This is a genomic window from Pseudomonas sp. MS01C9 (genome assembly GCF_058202755.1).
The window spans coordinates 3,139,192-3,154,279 of the sequence record NZ_CM177073.1 but is presented as its reverse complement, the minus strand read 5'-3'; the positions used below and the strand labels follow the sequence as shown (position 1 = coordinate 3,154,279).

Sequence of the window (15,088 nt, the reverse complement as noted above, 5' to 3'; positions counted from 1 at the left end):
GCGATTACTTCAACCAATCCTCGATAAGGAAATCAGGGATGTCACACGCTCCGAACCACACCTACACCTACACATCGGCGCAGGTCACCGCCGCGTACGAGGAAATCATTGCCACGCTGCTGAGTGGCATCACGGCCGAGGCGGTTCCCAGGATGCTGGTCACTGCCGGAGCGCAAGGCTCGGGCAAAACCTATCTGCTGGAAAAGAACCTCCTGCCCTCCCGGCGCTACGACAACTACGTACGCCTGTACCTGCCCGAGTACCGGGAAAAACATCCGCAGTACCCACAGATGATCAAGCACGGCGCATCGCACGCCTATGAGCATACGGAGGCGTTTGTCCGGGAAGTCAGCACGAAAATCTTCGAGAAGGCCTTCCAGTGCAGGTACAACATCATCATGGAATGCGCCTTCGACAGCATCGACTTCGTTACCTTCCCCCCCATGGCGACAGCCGCCGGGTACCAGTTCGAAACCCACATCGTTGCCTGCAAGAAAGAATTCGCGCACCTGTCGAGCATTCACCGGGCACTCAGGAGCCTGGAAAAAAACGAGATGGAAAGGTTCGTCCCGCTGTCGGCGCTCAATGCCAGCCTGGCTAACGCCCAGGCGACGATCCTCGCTCTCGAGACCGCTGCCAAAGCAGTCGACGGCTCTCGGATGTTCCTCTACGAGCGCGGGCTCGGCCAGCTCCGGGAGCGCTTGCTGCGCGTCCAGAATACCTATACCCGGGGCTCGAACGGGGCCCTGGTCATAGACGGGCCCAAGGTGGCCTACGCAAGTGTCTTTGAAGCCATTGTCAACAATCGACTCCAGCTCATTGGCGATCGCGAGGAAATGGTCAGGCAATGCCACCTGGCGCTCCACGAGGCACGAGTACACGCCGAACACGTGCCCGACGCCGTTTTCAACGACCTATACGCCTATATCCTCAGGTACGTCTGTCGATAAGGCTGGCATCGACTTGTCGCGCGGATCCTGCTTCCACGGGTTTCGGCGCGTTATGATGGCGGCCCGGTTCGCGAACGCAACGGTTCGCCAATCAAACAACCCCATTCGAGGAACAAAGATGACCCCCTGGTTGACCATCGTGGGCATCGGCGAAGACGGCTTCAAAGGCCTGGGCCGCACGGCTCGCCACGCCCTGCTGCAGGCCCCGCGTATCGTCGGCAGTGCCCGTCAGTTGGCGTTGCTGCCGGCTTGCATCCGCAGCGAGCGGGAGCCATGGCCCAGTCCGTTTTCCCTCGAACCGCTGCTGGCACGCCGCGGCGAGCCGGTGTGCGTACTGGCCAGCGGCGATCCGATGTTCTACGGCGTGGGGGCCAGCCTGGCCAAGCAGGTGGCTGCGGAGCAGATGCGGGTCATCCCGGCACCCTCGTCCTGTTCGCTGGCGGCGGCACGCATGGGCTGGCCGTTGCAGGAAGTGCTCACCCTGTCGCTGGTGGCGCGCCCCCTGGCGGCGCTCAACGCCTGTCTGTCCACGGGCGTCAGGCTGGTGCTGCTGAGCAATGACCGTCATAGCCCGGCGGCAGTGGCGGCGCTGCTGCGCGAGCGCGGCTTCGGCCCCAGCCCCATGACCGTGCTGGAGCATCTCGGCGGCCCGGCGGAACGGCGAATCCAGGGCAGCGCGGCCCAGTGGGCCGATCCGGCCGTCGCCGACCTGAACCTGATCGCCATCGAGTGCCGGGCCGACCCCACGGCGTTGCGCCTGTCACGCCTGGCCGGCTTGCCCGATCACGCATTCGAACATGACGGCCAGTTGACCAAGCGCGATGTCCGAGCCATCACCCTGGCCCGCCTCGCCCCGACGCCCGGCGAACTGCTCTGGGACGTTGGCGCCGGCAGCGGATCCATCGGTATCGAATGGATGCGCGCCCATCGAAGCTGCCGCGCCCTGGCCATCGAAGCGGACGAGCAACGCCAGGACCTGATCGAGCGCAATCGCGACGCCCTCGGTGTGCCCGGCCTGCAATTGATCCGTGGGCGAGCCCCAGAGGCGCTGGAGGGGCTGGACGCTCCGGATGCCGTATTCATCGGTGGCGGAGTCACCCGTGAAGGCGTGTTCGAGACCTGCTGGAGCCGGCTCAAGCCCGGCGGACGCCTGGTGGCCAACGCCGTGACCCTGCAAAGCGAGGTGGCGCTCATGGCCTGGCGCGAACGTCATGGCGGCGAGCTGACCCGCATTCATGTCGCCCAGGCCCAGCCACTGGGCGGATTCGACACCTGGCGCCAGGCGCTGCCGATCACGTTGCTGGAATTGGTAAAACCCCTCGATGCGTGACGAAACCGCCGAGCAACCCGCCCCCCTGCGCAGCGGCCTGACCACCGGCAGCTGCGCCACCGCCACCAGCCTCGCGGCGGCGCGCCTGTTGCTGTGCGGCATCAGTGCCGACGCCGTGGAGATCGTCCTGCCCAAGGGCAAGCACGTGCAGATGCGCCTGGAGTTCTGTCGACTGACCGAACTGGGGGCCGAGGCCGGGACGCTCAAGGACGCCGGCGACGATCCGGATGTCACCCACGGGGCGCTGCTGTTTTCCCAGGTCCGACTGATGCCCGAGCCCGGGGTCCGCTTCCTGGCAGGGCGCGGCGTGGGCACCGTGACGCGGCCGGGACTGGTCCTGGAGGTCGGCGAGCCGGCGATCAATCCGGTACCACGAAAGATGATCGGCGATCACCTCGGCCGCCTGGCCGGGGAGACCGGCTACACCGGGGGCTTCGAGGTCACCGTCAACGTCGAGGGCGGCGAGGCCCTGGCGCTGAAGACCATGAACCCACGGCTCGGCATTCTCGGCGGCCTGTCGATCCTGGGCACCAGCGGCATCGTCCGGCCCTTTTCCTGCGCGGCCTATATCGCGTCGATCCACCAGGGCATCGACGTGGCGAAGACCAACGGCTACCTGCACATCGCCGCCTGCACCGGCAACGCCAGTGAGGACACCATGCGCCGGGTCTACGACCTGCCGGAAATCGCCCTGATCGAAATGGGCGACTTCGTTGGCGCCGTACTCAAGCATGTCCGCAAGGTTGCGGTGGAAAAGCTCAGCCTCTGCGGCGGCTTCGGCAAAATCAGCAAGCTCGCCGCCGGGCACATGGACCTGCACAGCCGTCATTCGAGCATCGACCTGCCACAACTGGCGGCATGGGCGGCCGCTGTCGGTGCCGATGAAGCTCTGCAAGATGACATCCGCCATGCCAACACCAGCCAGCAAGCCCTGGCAATGGCCAGCGCCGCCGGCATCGCCCTGGGCGACGCGGTGTGCGGGCACGCCCTGGCCTTCGCCCGGAGCATCGTACCGGCCCAGGTTCAGGTCGAAGTCTTCGCCATCGACCGCCAGGGCGGGATCGTCGGTCATGCCGGAGCCCTGCAATGAATCGAATCCTGTTGTTGGGCGGCGTCACCGAAGCCCTGGCCATCGCCCGTACGCTGGGGCCTGACCATATCTACAGCCTGGCGGGCATCGGCCGTGTTCCCACGGACCTGGCGTGCCAGGTTCGCGTGGGCGGTTACGGCGGCGCGCAAGGGCTGGCGCAATTCATCCGCGAGCACCACGTCGACCTGTTGCTGGATGCCACTCATCCCTACGCCGCCCGGATCAGCCATAACGCCGCCCAGGCGGCCCGCGCCTGTGGCCTCCCCTGCTGGGCCCTGCGCCGTCCGGCATGGCACCCCCTGGCCGGTGACGACTGGCGCGAGGTGGCCGACTGGGACGCGCTGATCCAGGCCCTGCAGCCGTTCCGCCGCCCCTTGTTCACCTTGGGCCGCGAACCGTTGCAGCACCTGCACGAAATTCCCCCCGAACAGTTCTGGACCCTGCGTGCCCTGGACGTTTACCCCGGCAATGAACGCTGCGAAGTCATCGGCGCCCGCGGGCCGTTCAATATCGACGACGAACGCGAACTGTTCGAGCGACGGCGGATCGATGTGCTTATCAGCAAGAACAGCGGTAGTACGGCCACCGAGCCGAAGCTGGAAGTGGCTCGCGAACGCGGGATACCGGTGCTGGTATTGAAGCGCCCCCCATTGCCGGAAGTGGACCGGGAATTCGGGACGCTCGACGAGCTATTGGCAGCGCTGTCCACGTCGCGGGGATCCTGAGATCAAGCGCCATGGATTTTGTCGCCACCACGACAGAACGCTCCCTTGCGAATCTGTTGCTACTGTTAATACGAGCCCTGCGACCCTACACCGCACATGGCTTTTTTACTTCTGCCCCTCGATCAGGCTAAATACCGCCACCTGATCGCCCAACCGAGCGGATTGCCCCATGTCCCGACAACGGCTTGCATTTGCCTGGATCGCCTGCTTCGCAGTGCTGTTCAACATGCTCGCCATGCCGCTTTCCGGGAACGCTTCAGCGACTGCAAACGCGCCGGCCGAGCAACTGCTCTGGGGCAGTTTCTGTTCGTCCAGCGGCACGAAGATGGTGGCGATTTCCCTGGGCAAGTTCGAACAGAATACGCCGCAGAACGACGATCACTCGACGATGCAGCATTGCTGGTGCTGTTCCGGTTCCGCGCCGCTGGTGGCGCTGGCCGGGCAACCTGCGCAATTGTACGTGGATGCGCGACTGGCCCACGCCGGCGCCGTCCCTCCGACGCTCGACAGCCTCACTGCGCGCCAGCAATGGCCAAGTCTCAACCCCCGCGCCTCGCCTCTGGTCTGATTCCTTTCGCACATACCTGCGCCCTGAATCACTTCGGAGAACTGCCATGTTGAACAGACTCATCCTGCTGGCCGCCCTGTTGCTTCCCGTCGGCTTCGCCCTCGCACATCAGTACAAAGCGGGGGAACTGGAGATCGGCCACCCGTGGTCCCAGGAACTGCCACCCAACGCGCCCACCGTGGCTGCGTACTTCGTGCTTCACAACACCGGCAAGAGTGCCGACAGACTGCTCAGCGTCGAATCGCCGATTGCCGCCAAGACCGAGCTCCACGAGCACGTGAAGCAAGACGACCTGATGAAGATGCAGCCGGTGCCCGTGGTGGATATCGCCCCCGGCGCTACCGTCACCTTCGCGCCGATGGCTTATCACGTGATGTTGCTGGAGCTCAAGGACCGCAGCCTTTTGAGCGACGGCAAGCGTTTCCCCATGACACTGCATTTCGAAAAAGCCGGGGATATCACCGTCGACGTCGCGGTGCAGAAAAAAGCCCCCGACGGCAGCAAGCCGTCGATGCACGCACACTGATCGAGCTTGTCCATGGGTAACCCCCGCAGCAGCCCGGCCCGTCCCCGTCGCCAGCCCATGAGCCTGGCACGCGGCAGCTGGATCAGCCTGTTCGCGATGCTGATGATCTTCATCGGTCCACTGATTTCTCAGTCGATGCCGATGGATCGGCCTATGCCTGCGTCCATGAATATGGACATGAGCATGGGCATGATGGGCATGGACACGATGGACATGTCGACGAGTGCCCAAGCCGAGCACGACGCGACAGCCGCCGAGCACTGTGCCCCCCAGAGCCAGCACCATGCGCTGTGGGAAAAGTGCGGCTACTGCAGCCTGTTGTTCAATTGCCCTGCCCTGCCGGGCGGACAATCCTTCGCCGTTTTCGACACGCCAACGGCCAACACCCACACCAGCCCGTCCCCACGCCTGGGCCATGTCCGGCCCTCCTTCTTCCCGGGTGCCCGCACCCGCGCACCGCCCTTCGCCGCGTAAGCCCGACACTTACTTCACCCGGTCGCACAAGACAGCCCCAGGCTGCCCGACCGTGTCGTTTACGTCTGTTCGATGGAATCCTCATGTCCAGGTTTTCTGCCGGCATCGCTTTGGTTCGATGCCTCCCGAACGAGCCACGGGTTCGTTTACGCCCTATGGTCGCCGCGCTGTGCGGCCTGTTGCTGGCCCAACACACGCTGGCCGATGAGCACGATCATCACGAAGGCCAGCTCGAAGAGCTGAGCCCGACGGTCATCACCGCCATCGCCCCCAGTTCACCCCTGACCGTCGTCACCGATCCCAAGGATCCGCGCCAGCCGGTGCCGGCCAGTGACGGCGGCGATTACCTCAAGACCATTCCCGGCTTTGCCCTGGTACGCAACGGCGGCACCAATGGCGATCCGGTGCTGCGGGGCATGTTCGGCTCGCGACTGAATATCCTCACCAACGGCAGCATGCTGCTGGGCGCCTGCCCGGGCCGCATGGATGCGCCGACCTCCTACATTTCGCCGGAAACCTACGACAAGCTCACCGTCATCAAGGGCCCGCAAACGGTGCTCTGGGGCCCTGGCGCATCGGCCGGGACCGTCCTGTTCGAACGCGAGCCGGAGCAGTTCGGCGAACTGGGCACCCGGGTCAACGCCAGTGTGCTGGCCGGCTCCAACGGTCGCTTCGACAAGGTGCTGGATGCCGCCGCCGGCGGCCCACTGGGTTATGTACGGGTGATCGGCAACACGGCCCACTCGGACGATTATCGTGACGGCAACAACGACACCGTGCCATCGCGCTACGACAAGTGGAACGGCGACGTCACCCTTGGCTGGACGCCGGACGCCGACACCCTGCTAGAACTGACCGCGGGCAAGGGCGACGGTGAAGCGCGCTACGCAGGGCGAGGCATGGACGGTTCGCAATTCAAGCGCGAAAGCCTCGGGCTGCGTTTCGAGCGATCGAACATCGGTGACGTGCTGGACAAGGTCGAGGCCCAGGTCTACTACAACTATGCCGACCACGTCATGGACAACTACACCCTGCGCACGCCATCCGGCACCGGGATGATGGCCGGGCCCATGGCTTCCAATGTCGACCGCCGCACCCTGGGCGCACGTATCAAGGCCACCTGGCGCTGGGCCGACGTGCAGTTGATCAGCGGACTGGACGCCCAGACCAACGAGCATCGCCAGCGCAGCGGCATGGGCATCGATACCTACAAGGATCTGCCGTACACCAAGGACGCCGACTTCCACAACTATGGCGTTTTCGGCGAAATGACCTGGTACGTCGCCGACCGCGACCGGCTGGTGAGCGGCGCCCGGCTCGACCGCGCCTCGGCCAAGGACTATCGCCAGAGCATCGGTTCCGGCATGTCGGCCCGCCCCAACCCCACCGCCGACGAGACCCGGGCCGACACCCTGCCCAGCGGTTTTGTCCGCTATGAACATGACTTGGCCGACAGCCCGACCACTCTTTACGCGGGCCTGGGCCACGCCCAACGCTTCCCGGATTACTGGGAGCTATTCTCGCCGAACGCGGGCCCCAGCGGTTCGCTGAATGCCTTCGACTCGATCAAGCCGGAAAAGACCACCCAGCTCGACTTCGGCCTGCAATACAAGAGCGAAACCCTCGAAGCCTGGGCCTCGGGTTATGTCGGGCAGATTCGCGACTACATCCTGTTCGACTACACGCCCGGCATGATGGGGACCACCTCCCGTGCCGAGAACATCGATGCGCGAATCATGGGTGGCGAACTGGGCGCGGCCTACCCGTTGACCGACCACTGGAAGACCGATGCGACCCTGGCCTACGCCTGGGGCAAGAACAGCAGCGATGGCAGCGCCCTGGCGCAGATGCCACCGCTCGATGCCCGCCTCGGGCTGACCTACAGCGAAGACCGCTGGAGCGCCGGCGCCTTGTGGCGTGTGGTGGCGGTGCAGCATCGGGTCGACGAGAACAGGGGCAACGTGGTGGGCAAGGACTATGGCAAGAGCTCGGGCTTCGGCGTGTTCTCGCTCAACGGTGCCTACCGCATCAACAAACACTGGAAGGTCAGCAGCGGCGTCGACAACCTGTTCGGCAAAGCCTATGCCGAACACCTGAACCTGGCCGGCAATGCCGGGTTCGGCTACCCGGCAAGCGACCCGCAGGCCATCAACGAACCGGGGCGCACGCTCTGGACCAAGGTGGACATGAGTTTCTAACCGGCACCGGAGATCCGTCAGCAAGGACACAAACCGTGGGAGCGAGCTTGCTCGCGATGGCGAAGGCACATTCAACATCGATGCAGGCTGAACCATTGCTATCGCGAGCAAGCTCGCTCCCACAGGGTTCGATCCCACCTTGACTGACGGCACAACATAACGACCTATTTGCCCTGCGGAGCGCTTTGCAATGAGCCAACCGAAACCGAATTTCTACAACCTGGCCTGGCGCTGGCATTTTTATGCCGGGCTGTTCGTGGCGCCGTTCATGGTGATGCTGGCCCTGACCGGTATCATCTACCTGTTCAAGCCACAGCTCGACCCATTGATGTACGGCAGCCTGCTGAACGTACCCGCCGGGCATCACACCCTGGCGGCGGACGACCTGCTCAAGCGGGTTCGCCAGGCCTACCCCGAAGGCCAGGTCACCCAATACCTGCCGCCGCCCGACGCCGGGCGCAGCGCGCAATTCGTGGTGATCGAAAAGGGCCGGGAATTGAATGTGTACATCGATCCGTACCATGGCGACGTGCTCGGCGAACAGGATGCGAAGAACAACCTCCAGGCCATGGCCCGGGCCATCCACGGCGAGTTGCTGATCGGCACCATCGGTGACCGGCTGGTGGAAATGGCCGCCGGCTGGGGCGTGGTGCTGGTGGTGTCGGGGCTGTACCTGTGGTGGCCGCGCGGGCAATCGACGGCCGGTGTACTCTGGCCCCGATGGCACGTTCGCGGCCGGCTGTTCTGGCGCGACTTGCATGTCGTCATGGGTTTCTGGGGCGCGGCTTTGCTGCTGGTGATGCTGCTCAGTGGCATGACCTGGACCGGCTTCTGGGGCAAGCAGTACGCCGACCTCTGGAATCGCTTTCCGGCGGCGATGTGGAACGACGTACCCAAGTCCGACGTGGAGGCCCGCAGCCTCAACAACGCTCATCGCCAGACCGTGCCCTGGGCCGTGGAAAACACTCCGATGCCGATGTCCGGCGACCATGCCGAACACATGGGCCATGGCCGCCAGCATGAAGGCCCCGCCGCCCCGACGGTCAGCCTGCAGGCTGTGCAGGACATCGCCAGCGAACGCAACGTGACGCCCGGCTACAGCATCACCCTGCCGAAGACCGCCAGCGGCGTATTCACCATTGCCGTCTTCGCCGACGACCCGCGCAACGACGCCACCCTGCATATCGATCAATACACCGGCAAGGTCCTGGCGGACGTGCGCTGGGAGCAGTACAGCATCGTCGCCCGCGCCACCGAAACCGGCGTAATGCTGCATGAAGGCAAGATGTTCGGCCCGCTGAACCAGATCATCGTGCTGCTGATCTGCCTGATGATTCTGCTCAGTGCCGTCAGCGGTCTGGTGATCTGGTGGAAACGCCGGCCCCAGGGCAAGTTCGGCGTGCCGCCGTTGCGTCACGACTTGCCGACCTGGAAGACCGGGGTGTTCATCATGCTGGCCCTGGCGGTGGTGTTTCCGTTGGTGGGCGCGTCGCTGGTGGTGATCTGGATCGTCGACCGCGTGTTGGTTTCGCGCTGGGCGCCAGGCACCAACAGCGATGCCGTACGCTGAAAAAACGATCAGGGTCGAAACAGGTCCCCACAGGACTCCCGTTGAAGGATGCCGTTGCAGATGTGAAGACTTTTCACCTCGATGACGCTGACCCCTTCGACCTCGTTGGGCGTGCCTCCACCGTAGGCGTTTCTGCACGTCACGGTGATCCGGCATTGCCCGTTGCCCTGAGGCTCGATCATCGCGCGAGGTGGGCGCCCCTCCACGGCGCTCACCGTCGCCTTGCAGCTGGAGCTGATGGGGTTGGCTCCCCATGCCTGCTCGCAGGAAAGCTCGGAAGTAGCAGCAGGGCGGATGAACAGACACCAGAAGGTCAGCACGCCGACAAACACCCGAAACCTGGACATTGTCATGGCTTTCAACCTCGCTTGAGGAGAAGCAGGCCGACCCGCATCCAACAGGCCTTGCGGTCATTCTCGATACCAATGCCGCTTCAGACCACTTCGGTCGCAAGCGACAGCACTCGGGGCAAAACGGCAAGCGCGGAGTCGACGCTGATTCCGCGCTGCCCGACCTCGACGCCTTTCAAAGTCATGGAGCGACCTTGAGCACTCCGTTGATATTTTGCAGCTTGGACAGCGTATCGGGCGTGCCACGGAAGGAGTTTGGCATGCCATTGTGGGTTGGGCCTACCGTGCACCAGGTATGAAGCAAGCACTGCCCGTTGCCTTCATCCTTGATATCGGCCCAGCCGCCCCCTATTCCTTGGCCTTGCGCCCCGCAACTCTGGGCGGCCGAGCTTTTGCGCCACCCCTCGGTGCAGTCATCCGCCAGCGCGATTTGATGAATACCTGCCAGCAATGCTGCCAGGGTAAGTCCATTTATCAATCGGTTCATCGATTCATCCTCATGATGAGTAGTGGAGACTCCAGAGTAAAAGCCAACCGCAACCAGATAAACTGTAATAAATGACAGTGCATTTAACTGATTAGGAATTACCTCGCTCTTTTTTAGACGGCAAAGCTACAACGCAATCACTGCCCCGGTTGCGGGATGAGCTGTCAACCGGAGCCAATCTAATCCTGCGGTTGAAGACGGCGCGTTAACGGAAAGCGGCGTGAACCATTACAATCGCGCCCGCTATTGGAAAAACGCGAACACAACCCTGTGGGATGCGCGCGCCACCATGACTTGAGTAGATGCATGACCTCCCTGTCCCTCACCCATCTCGCCTGGACGCCCCTGGGCCACGGTCACTGCCACCATCAGTTCCAGCTGCGGGACGTCACGCTGCAGGTGGCGGCCGGTGAATTCGTCGGGTTGATCGGGCCCAACGGCAGTGGCAAGACCAGCCTGTTGCGCTGCGCCTATCGTTTCAGCCGACCGGAACATGGCGAGGTGAAGCTGGCCCATTACAACGTCTGGCAACAATCCTCGCGCTGGTGCGCTCAACGCATCGCCGTGGTGCTGCAGGAGTTTCCCGACGCCTTCGGCCTGACGGTGGAGGAAGTAGTCGCCATGGGCCGCACTCCTCATAAAGGCCTGTTCGATGGCGACGATCACGAGGATCGGCGGCTTGTGCGCCAGGCACTGGCATCGGCCGGTCTGGAAGGCTTTGGCGACCATGCATTCGCGACCCTCTCGGGCGGTGAAAAACAACGGGTTATCCTTGCCCGCGCACTGGCCCAGCAGCCACAACTGCTGATCCTCGACGAGCCGACCAACCACCTCGATCCCCGCTATCAGCTGCAACTGCTGCAACTGATCAAGGGCCTCGGCATCGGTACCCTCGCCAGCCTCCATGACCTGAACCTCGCCGCTGCCTTCTGCGACCGGCTGTACGTGATCGACCACGGCCAGATCGTCGCCAGCGGCACGCCGGCAGAAGTCCTGACCGCCGCGCTGCTGCGCGAAGTGTTCGGTATCGAAGCCCTGGTGGACGAACATCCCCTGGCCGGCTACCCACGAATCACCTGGATAACCCAACAATGACCCTGCGTTCCCTGCTGCTTCTGCCCATGCTGCTGTGCAGTGCCCACGCCCTGGCCGAAGCCACCCGCTACCCGCTGACGATCGAAAGCTGCAACCGCCAGGTCGTGTTCGACCAGCCCCCCCGGCACGCCGTCAGCCATGACATCAACATGACCCAGATGATGCTCGCCCTCGGGCTCAAGCCACGCATGGTGGGCTACAGCGGCATCAGTGGCTGGAAGTCGGTGACTCCCGAGATGGCGAAGATCCTCGAAGGCCTGCCGGAGCTGGCGGCCAAGTACCCCTCCGTGGAAACCCTGCTCGATGCCAACGTGGACTTCTTCTTCGCCGGCTGGGACTACGGCATGCGCGTGGGCGGCGACCTGACACCGCAGACCCTGCAACCCCTGGGGGTCAATGTGTATGAGCTGACCGAGTCCTGCGCGTTCGTGATGAAACGTCCGGCGGCGTCCCTGGAAGATACCTATAACGACCTGCGCAACCTCGGCAAGATCTTCGACGTCCAGGATCGCGCCAATGAACTCATCGCCACGATGCAGGCGCAAGTGGCCGAAGTCCGCGAACAGTTGCCCGCCGATCGACCGCGGGTGTTCCTGTATGACAGCGGCGAAGACCGGGCCATGACCTCCGGGCGCCTGGGCATGCCCCAGGCGCTGATCGAGGCGGCGGGCGGACGCAACATTCTCGACGACGTGGAGACCAGCTGGACCCGGGTGAACTGGGAGAACGTGGTGGAGCGCAACCCCCAGGTCATCGTGATCGTCGACTACGGTGAAGTCAGCGCCGAGCAGAAAAAGCAGTTCCTGTTGAGCAATCCGGCCCTGCAGTCGGTGGAGGCGATCAGGCAGCGGCGCTTCATCGTGATCCCTTATGTCCAGGCCACGCCGGGCATCGATAACGTACTGGCGGTGCAAACCCTGGCGAAGGGATTCCACGCCCGATGACCACACGTCGCTATGGCGCGCTGCTGGTGCTGCTCGGCGCGTTGCTGCTGGTGTCATGCGTGGTGTCCCTGGGCTTCGGGCCGGCGCGGGTGCCGGTGGGGGTGGTCTGGGACATCCTGCTGAACAAGGCTTTCGGGGCAGGCCAAGTCCACTGGACACCCGGCCAGGAACACATCGTGTGGCTGATCCGCGTCCCGCGCCTGCTCCTCGGCGCCCTGGTTGGAGCGGGACTGGCGCTGATCGGTGCGGTGCTGCAAGCGGTGACTCGTAACCCACTGGCGGATCCACATCTGTTGGGCGTCACTTCCGGCGCGACCCTGGGCGCGGTGATCGTGGTGCTGCATGTCGGCGAAATCGTCGGCCTGCTGACCCTGCCCCTGGCGGCGTTCATCGGCGCCTTGCTGAGCATGCTGCTGGTGTTGGCGATTGCCAGCCGCCAGGGCCGCCTGGAAAGCGATCGTCTGCTGCTGTGCGGCGTGGCGGTATCCTTCGTGATGATGGCGGTGGCCAATCTGCTGCTGTTTGTCGGTGACCATCGCGCCAGCTCCGCGGTGATGTTCTGGATGCTGGGCGGTCTGGGCCTGGCGCGCTGGGAATTGCTGGCGGTGCCGGCTGCCAGTGTGCTGCTGGGGCTGGTGTTGCTGCTGGGTATGGCTCGCCCGTTGAATGCATTGATGGCCGGCGAGCAGACCGCCGTGACCCTGGGCCTGAATGCGCCGAAAGTGCGAGTATGGATCTTCCTGATCGCCTCGCTGATGACCGGCGTGCTGGTGTCCATCAGTGGCTCGATCGGGTTCGTCGGGCTGATGGTGCCGCACATCGCCCGGCGCCTGGTGGGTGCCGAACATCGACGACTGCTGCCGGCCTGCGTACTGCTGGGCAGCCTGTTCCTGGTGTGGGTGGACGTGGCCGCCCGGACCTTGATCGCACCGGAGGACTTGCCGATCGGTGTGGCCACCGCTGCCATTGGCGGGTTGTTTTTCATCGGCCTGATGCGCCGCCGCTGACTTGTCACCGACTCGCCCTGTGGCGAGGGGATTGAGCGAAACGTCGCACCGCCCCGTCGGGCTGCGCAGAAGTCCCAGGAACCTGCCGTCGCCATCTATCTGGTTGGGCTGCTTTGCAGCCCAGCGGGGATGAATCCCCTCGCCATAGCTGGCTTGTTCCCGGAGGGCACTTGCCCCACTGCGCGCCAATGTGGCGCATCCCTTCGCACCAATACCCATGACGCGTTCGCTGATGGTGCAGAAGTTCTGCTCCCGTCATTGCCAACTCCCTGTTTACGGGTGTTTTTCCGACCGGGCACACCCCTTGCAAAAGCGCCTTCAGCGTCTGCATCTGCCTTCGAAAAAAATTCATAAGTCCACGGAGATCGCACCATGAAGCGTCGTAGCTTGATCAAGGCTTTTACACTCTCGGCCAGCATTGCCGCGATGGGCATGGCCTGGACCGTCCAGGCCGCCGAGACCATCAAGGTCGGCATCCTGCATTCGCTGTCCGGCACCATGGCGATCTCCGAGACGTCCCTCAAGGACATGGCGCTGATGACCATTGACGAGATCAACGCCAAGGGCGGAGTCAACGGTAAGAAGCTTGAAGCGGTGGTCGTGGACCCAGCGTCGAACTGGCCGCTGTTCGCGGAAAAAGGTCGTCAGCTGCTGACCCAGGACAAAGTCGCAGTGGTGTTCGGCTGCTGGACCTCGGTGTCGCGTAAATCCGTACTGCCGGTCTTCGAAGAACTCAACGGCCTGCTGTTCTACCCGGTGCAGTACGAAGGCGAAGAAATGTCGCCGAACGTGTTCTACACCGGCGCGGCGCCGAACCAGCAGGCGATCCCGGCGGTGGAATACCTGATGAGCGAAGAAGGCGGCAGCGCCAAGCGCTACTTCCTGCTGGGCACCGACTATGTCTACCCACGCACCACCAACAAGATCCTGCGCGCATTCCTGCATTCCAAAGGCGTGGCGGACAAGGACATCGAAGAGGTCTACACCCCGTTCGGCCACAGCGACTACCAGACCATCGTCGCCAACATCAAGAAATTCTCGGCCGGTGGCAAGACTGCCGTGATCTCCACGGTCAACGGCGACTCCAACGTGCCGTTCTACAAGGAACTGGCGAACCAGGGCCTCAAGGCCACCGACGTGCCGGTGGTGGCGTTCTCGGTGGGCGAAGAGGAACTGCGCGGCATCGACACCAAACCGTTGATCGGCAACCTCGCCGCTTGGAACTACTTCGAATCCGTGGATAACCCGACGAACAAGAAATTCGTCGAAGCCTGGAAAGCCTACGCCAAGGCCAAGAACCTGCCGGGCGCCGACAAGGCCGTGACCAACGACCCGATGGAGGCCACCTACGTGGGTATCCACATGTGGGCGCAAGCGGTGGAAAAAGCCAAGTCCACCGACGTCGACAAGGTTCGCGAAGCCCTGGCCGGCCAGACCTTCGCGGCACCGTCGGGCTACACGTTGACCATGGACAAGACCAACCACCACCTGCACAAGCCGGTGATGATCGGCGAGATCCAGGCCGACGGCCAGTTCAACGTGGTCTGGCAGACCGAAGGCCCGATCCGTGCCCAACCGTGGAGCCCGTTCATCGCCGGCAACGACAAGAAGCCTGACTATGCGGTGAAGAGCAACTGAGTCCATGGGTGTCGGCCCGGATCCCCGGGCCGATACACAACCCTGTGGGAGCGAGCTTGCTCGCGATAGCGGTGGATCAGCCAGAAGAACAGTGACTGAGACTGCGCTATCGCGAGCAAGCTCGCTCCCACAAAAA

General features: G+C 63.6%; 15 protein-coding genes. 13 read left to right on the top strand and 2 right to left on the bottom strand.

Annotation, left to right across the window (positions count from 1 at the left end):
* The first annotated feature begins 38 nt into the window (after positions 1-38).
* The 9 genes from AC1M7R_RS14360 (at position 39) to AC1M7R_RS14320 (ending at position 9,431) form a co-directional block, all read left to right on the top strand.
* On the top strand, positions 39-950 hold the full coding sequence (locus AC1M7R_RS14360) for a zeta toxin family protein (RefSeq protein WP_072397842.1): 912 nt from the start codon (positions 39-41) through the stop codon (positions 948-950).
* Between the two features lie 118 nt (positions 951-1,068).
* A complete protein-coding gene (gene cbiE / locus AC1M7R_RS14355) occupies positions 1,069-2,280 on the top strand; it encodes a precorrin-6y C5,15-methyltransferase (decarboxylating) subunit CbiE (protein WP_072397843.1) in 1,212 nt (403 codons plus the stop codon).
* Complete coding sequence (locus AC1M7R_RS14350; protein WP_072397844.1) at positions 2,273-3,370, top strand: cobalt-precorrin-5B (C(1))-methyltransferase; 1,098 nt, start codon at positions 2,273-2,275, stop codon at positions 3,368-3,370. Before cbiE ends, AC1M7R_RS14350 begins: the two co-directional genes overlap by 8 nt.
* Positions 3,367-4,095, top strand: a complete 729-nt coding sequence (locus AC1M7R_RS14345) for a cobalt-precorrin-6A reductase (RefSeq protein ID WP_072458618.1) — start codon at positions 3,367-3,369, stop codon at positions 4,093-4,095. The genes AC1M7R_RS14350 and AC1M7R_RS14345 overlap by 4 nt, the downstream gene beginning before the upstream one ends.
* A gap of 169 nt (positions 4,096-4,264) precedes the next feature.
* Entirely contained in the window at positions 4,265-4,663 is a 399-nt protein-coding gene (locus tag AC1M7R_RS14340; protein ID WP_072397846.1) for a DUF2946 domain-containing protein, read from the top strand.
* 46 nt (positions 4,664-4,709) lie between these two features.
* Positions 4,710-5,189, top strand: a complete 480-nt coding sequence (locus AC1M7R_RS14335; RefSeq protein WP_490609698.1) for a copper chaperone PCu(A)C — start codon at positions 4,710-4,712, stop codon at positions 5,187-5,189.
* A gap of 57 nt (positions 5,190-5,246) precedes the next feature.
* Positions 5,247-5,663, top strand: a complete 417-nt coding sequence (locus AC1M7R_RS14330) for a DUF2946 domain-containing protein (protein WP_072397907.1) — start codon at positions 5,247-5,249, stop codon at positions 5,661-5,663.
* Positions 5,664-5,746: 83 nt separating this feature from the next.
* Positions 5,747-7,861: a TonB-dependent copper receptor gene (locus AC1M7R_RS14325; protein WP_123595695.1), complete on the top strand. Its 2,115-nt coding sequence runs from the start codon at positions 5,747-5,749 to the stop codon at positions 7,859-7,861.
* Between the two features lie 190 nt (positions 7,862-8,051).
* Positions 8,052-9,431 (top strand): PepSY-associated TM helix domain-containing protein, encoded by a 1,380-nt coding sequence (locus AC1M7R_RS14320; protein ID WP_092180651.1) that lies wholly within the window; start codon positions 8,052-8,054, stop codon positions 9,429-9,431.
* A gap of 8 nt (positions 9,432-9,439) precedes the next feature.
* Here the strand turns inward: AC1M7R_RS14320 and AC1M7R_RS14315 are convergent, their stop codons facing one another.
* A complete protein-coding gene (locus AC1M7R_RS14315; RefSeq protein ID WP_072431718.1) occupies positions 9,440-9,784 on the bottom strand; it encodes a hypothetical protein in 345 nt (114 codons plus the stop codon).
* A gap of 178 nt (positions 9,785-9,962) precedes the next feature.
* The gene (locus AC1M7R_RS14310; RefSeq protein ID WP_072397851.1) at positions 9,963-10,268 is read right to left on the bottom strand and encodes a hypothetical protein; all 306 of its coding nucleotides are present in this window, start codon (positions 10,266-10,268) and stop codon (positions 9,963-9,965) included.
* A gap of 306 nt (positions 10,269-10,574) precedes the next feature.
* On the opposite strand from AC1M7R_RS14310, the gene AC1M7R_RS14305 reads away from it, so the two are divergent.
* The 4 genes from AC1M7R_RS14305 to urtA all read left to right on the top strand — a co-directional run bounded on the left by AC1M7R_RS14305 (position 10,575) and on the right by urtA (position 14,952).
* Entirely contained in the window at positions 10,575-11,363 is a 789-nt protein-coding gene (locus tag AC1M7R_RS14305) for an ABC transporter ATP-binding protein (RefSeq protein ID WP_072458621.1), read from the top strand.
* Positions 11,360-12,307: an ABC transporter substrate-binding protein gene (locus tag AC1M7R_RS14300; protein WP_490609697.1), complete on the top strand. Its 948-nt coding sequence runs from the start codon at positions 11,360-11,362 to the stop codon at positions 12,305-12,307. The genes AC1M7R_RS14305 and AC1M7R_RS14300 overlap by 4 nt, the downstream gene beginning before the upstream one ends.
* Positions 12,304-13,314, top strand: a complete 1,011-nt coding sequence (locus AC1M7R_RS14295; RefSeq protein ID WP_072397854.1) for a FecCD family ABC transporter permease — start codon at positions 12,304-12,306, stop codon at positions 13,312-13,314. The genes AC1M7R_RS14300 and AC1M7R_RS14295 overlap by 4 nt, the downstream gene beginning before the upstream one ends.
* A 372-nt stretch (positions 13,315-13,686) precedes the next feature.
* Entirely contained in the window at positions 13,687-14,952 is a 1,266-nt protein-coding gene (urtA, locus tag AC1M7R_RS14290) for an urea ABC transporter substrate-binding protein (protein WP_072397855.1), read from the top strand.
* Positions 14,953-15,088 lie beyond the last annotated feature (136 nt).

Bases quoted from the DNA above. Each gene is read 5' to 3' on its own strand.
- AC1M7R_RS14360 (WP_072397842.1), top strand. From the start codon at position 39: ATGTCACACGCTCCGAACCACACCTACACCTACACATCGGCGCAGGTC.
- AC1M7R_RS14340 (WP_072397846.1), top strand. From the start codon at position 4,265: ATGTCCCGACAACGGCTTGCATTTGCCTGGATCGCCTGCTTCGCAGTG.
- AC1M7R_RS14305 (WP_072458621.1), top strand. From the start codon at position 10,575: ATGACCTCCCTGTCCCTCACCCATCTCGCCTGGACGCCCCTGGGCCAC.
- cbiE (WP_072397843.1), top strand. From the start codon at position 1,069: ATGACCCCCTGGTTGACCATCGTGGGCATCGGCGAAGACGGCTTCAAA.
- AC1M7R_RS14325 (WP_123595695.1), top strand. From the start codon at position 5,747: ATGTCCAGGTTTTCTGCCGGCATCGCTTTGGTTCGATGCCTCCCGAAC.
- AC1M7R_RS14345 (WP_072458618.1), top strand. From the start codon at position 3,367: ATGAATCGAATCCTGTTGTTGGGCGGCGTCACCGAAGCCCTGGCCATC.
- AC1M7R_RS14335 (WP_490609698.1), top strand. From the start codon at position 4,710: ATGTTGAACAGACTCATCCTGCTGGCCGCCCTGTTGCTTCCCGTCGGC.
- AC1M7R_RS14295 (WP_072397854.1), top strand. From the start codon at position 12,304: ATGACCACACGTCGCTATGGCGCGCTGCTGGTGCTGCTCGGCGCGTTG.
- AC1M7R_RS14315 (WP_072431718.1), bottom strand. From the start codon at position 9,784: ATGACAATGTCCAGGTTTCGGGTGTTTGTCGGCGTGCTGACCTTCTGG.
- AC1M7R_RS14350 (WP_072397844.1), top strand. From the start codon at position 2,273: ATGCGTGACGAAACCGCCGAGCAACCCGCCCCCCTGCGCAGCGGCCTG.
- urtA (WP_072397855.1), top strand. From the start codon at position 13,687: ATGAAGCGTCGTAGCTTGATCAAGGCTTTTACACTCTCGGCCAGCATT.
- AC1M7R_RS14330 (WP_072397907.1), top strand. From the start codon at position 5,247: ATGAGCCTGGCACGCGGCAGCTGGATCAGCCTGTTCGCGATGCTGATG.
- AC1M7R_RS14320 (WP_092180651.1), top strand. From the start codon at position 8,052: ATGAGCCAACCGAAACCGAATTTCTACAACCTGGCCTGGCGCTGGCAT.
- AC1M7R_RS14310 (WP_072397851.1), bottom strand. From the start codon at position 10,268: ATGAACCGATTGATAAATGGACTTACCCTGGCAGCATTGCTGGCAGGT.
- AC1M7R_RS14300 (WP_490609697.1), top strand. From the start codon at position 11,360: ATGACCCTGCGTTCCCTGCTGCTTCTGCCCATGCTGCTGTGCAGTGCC.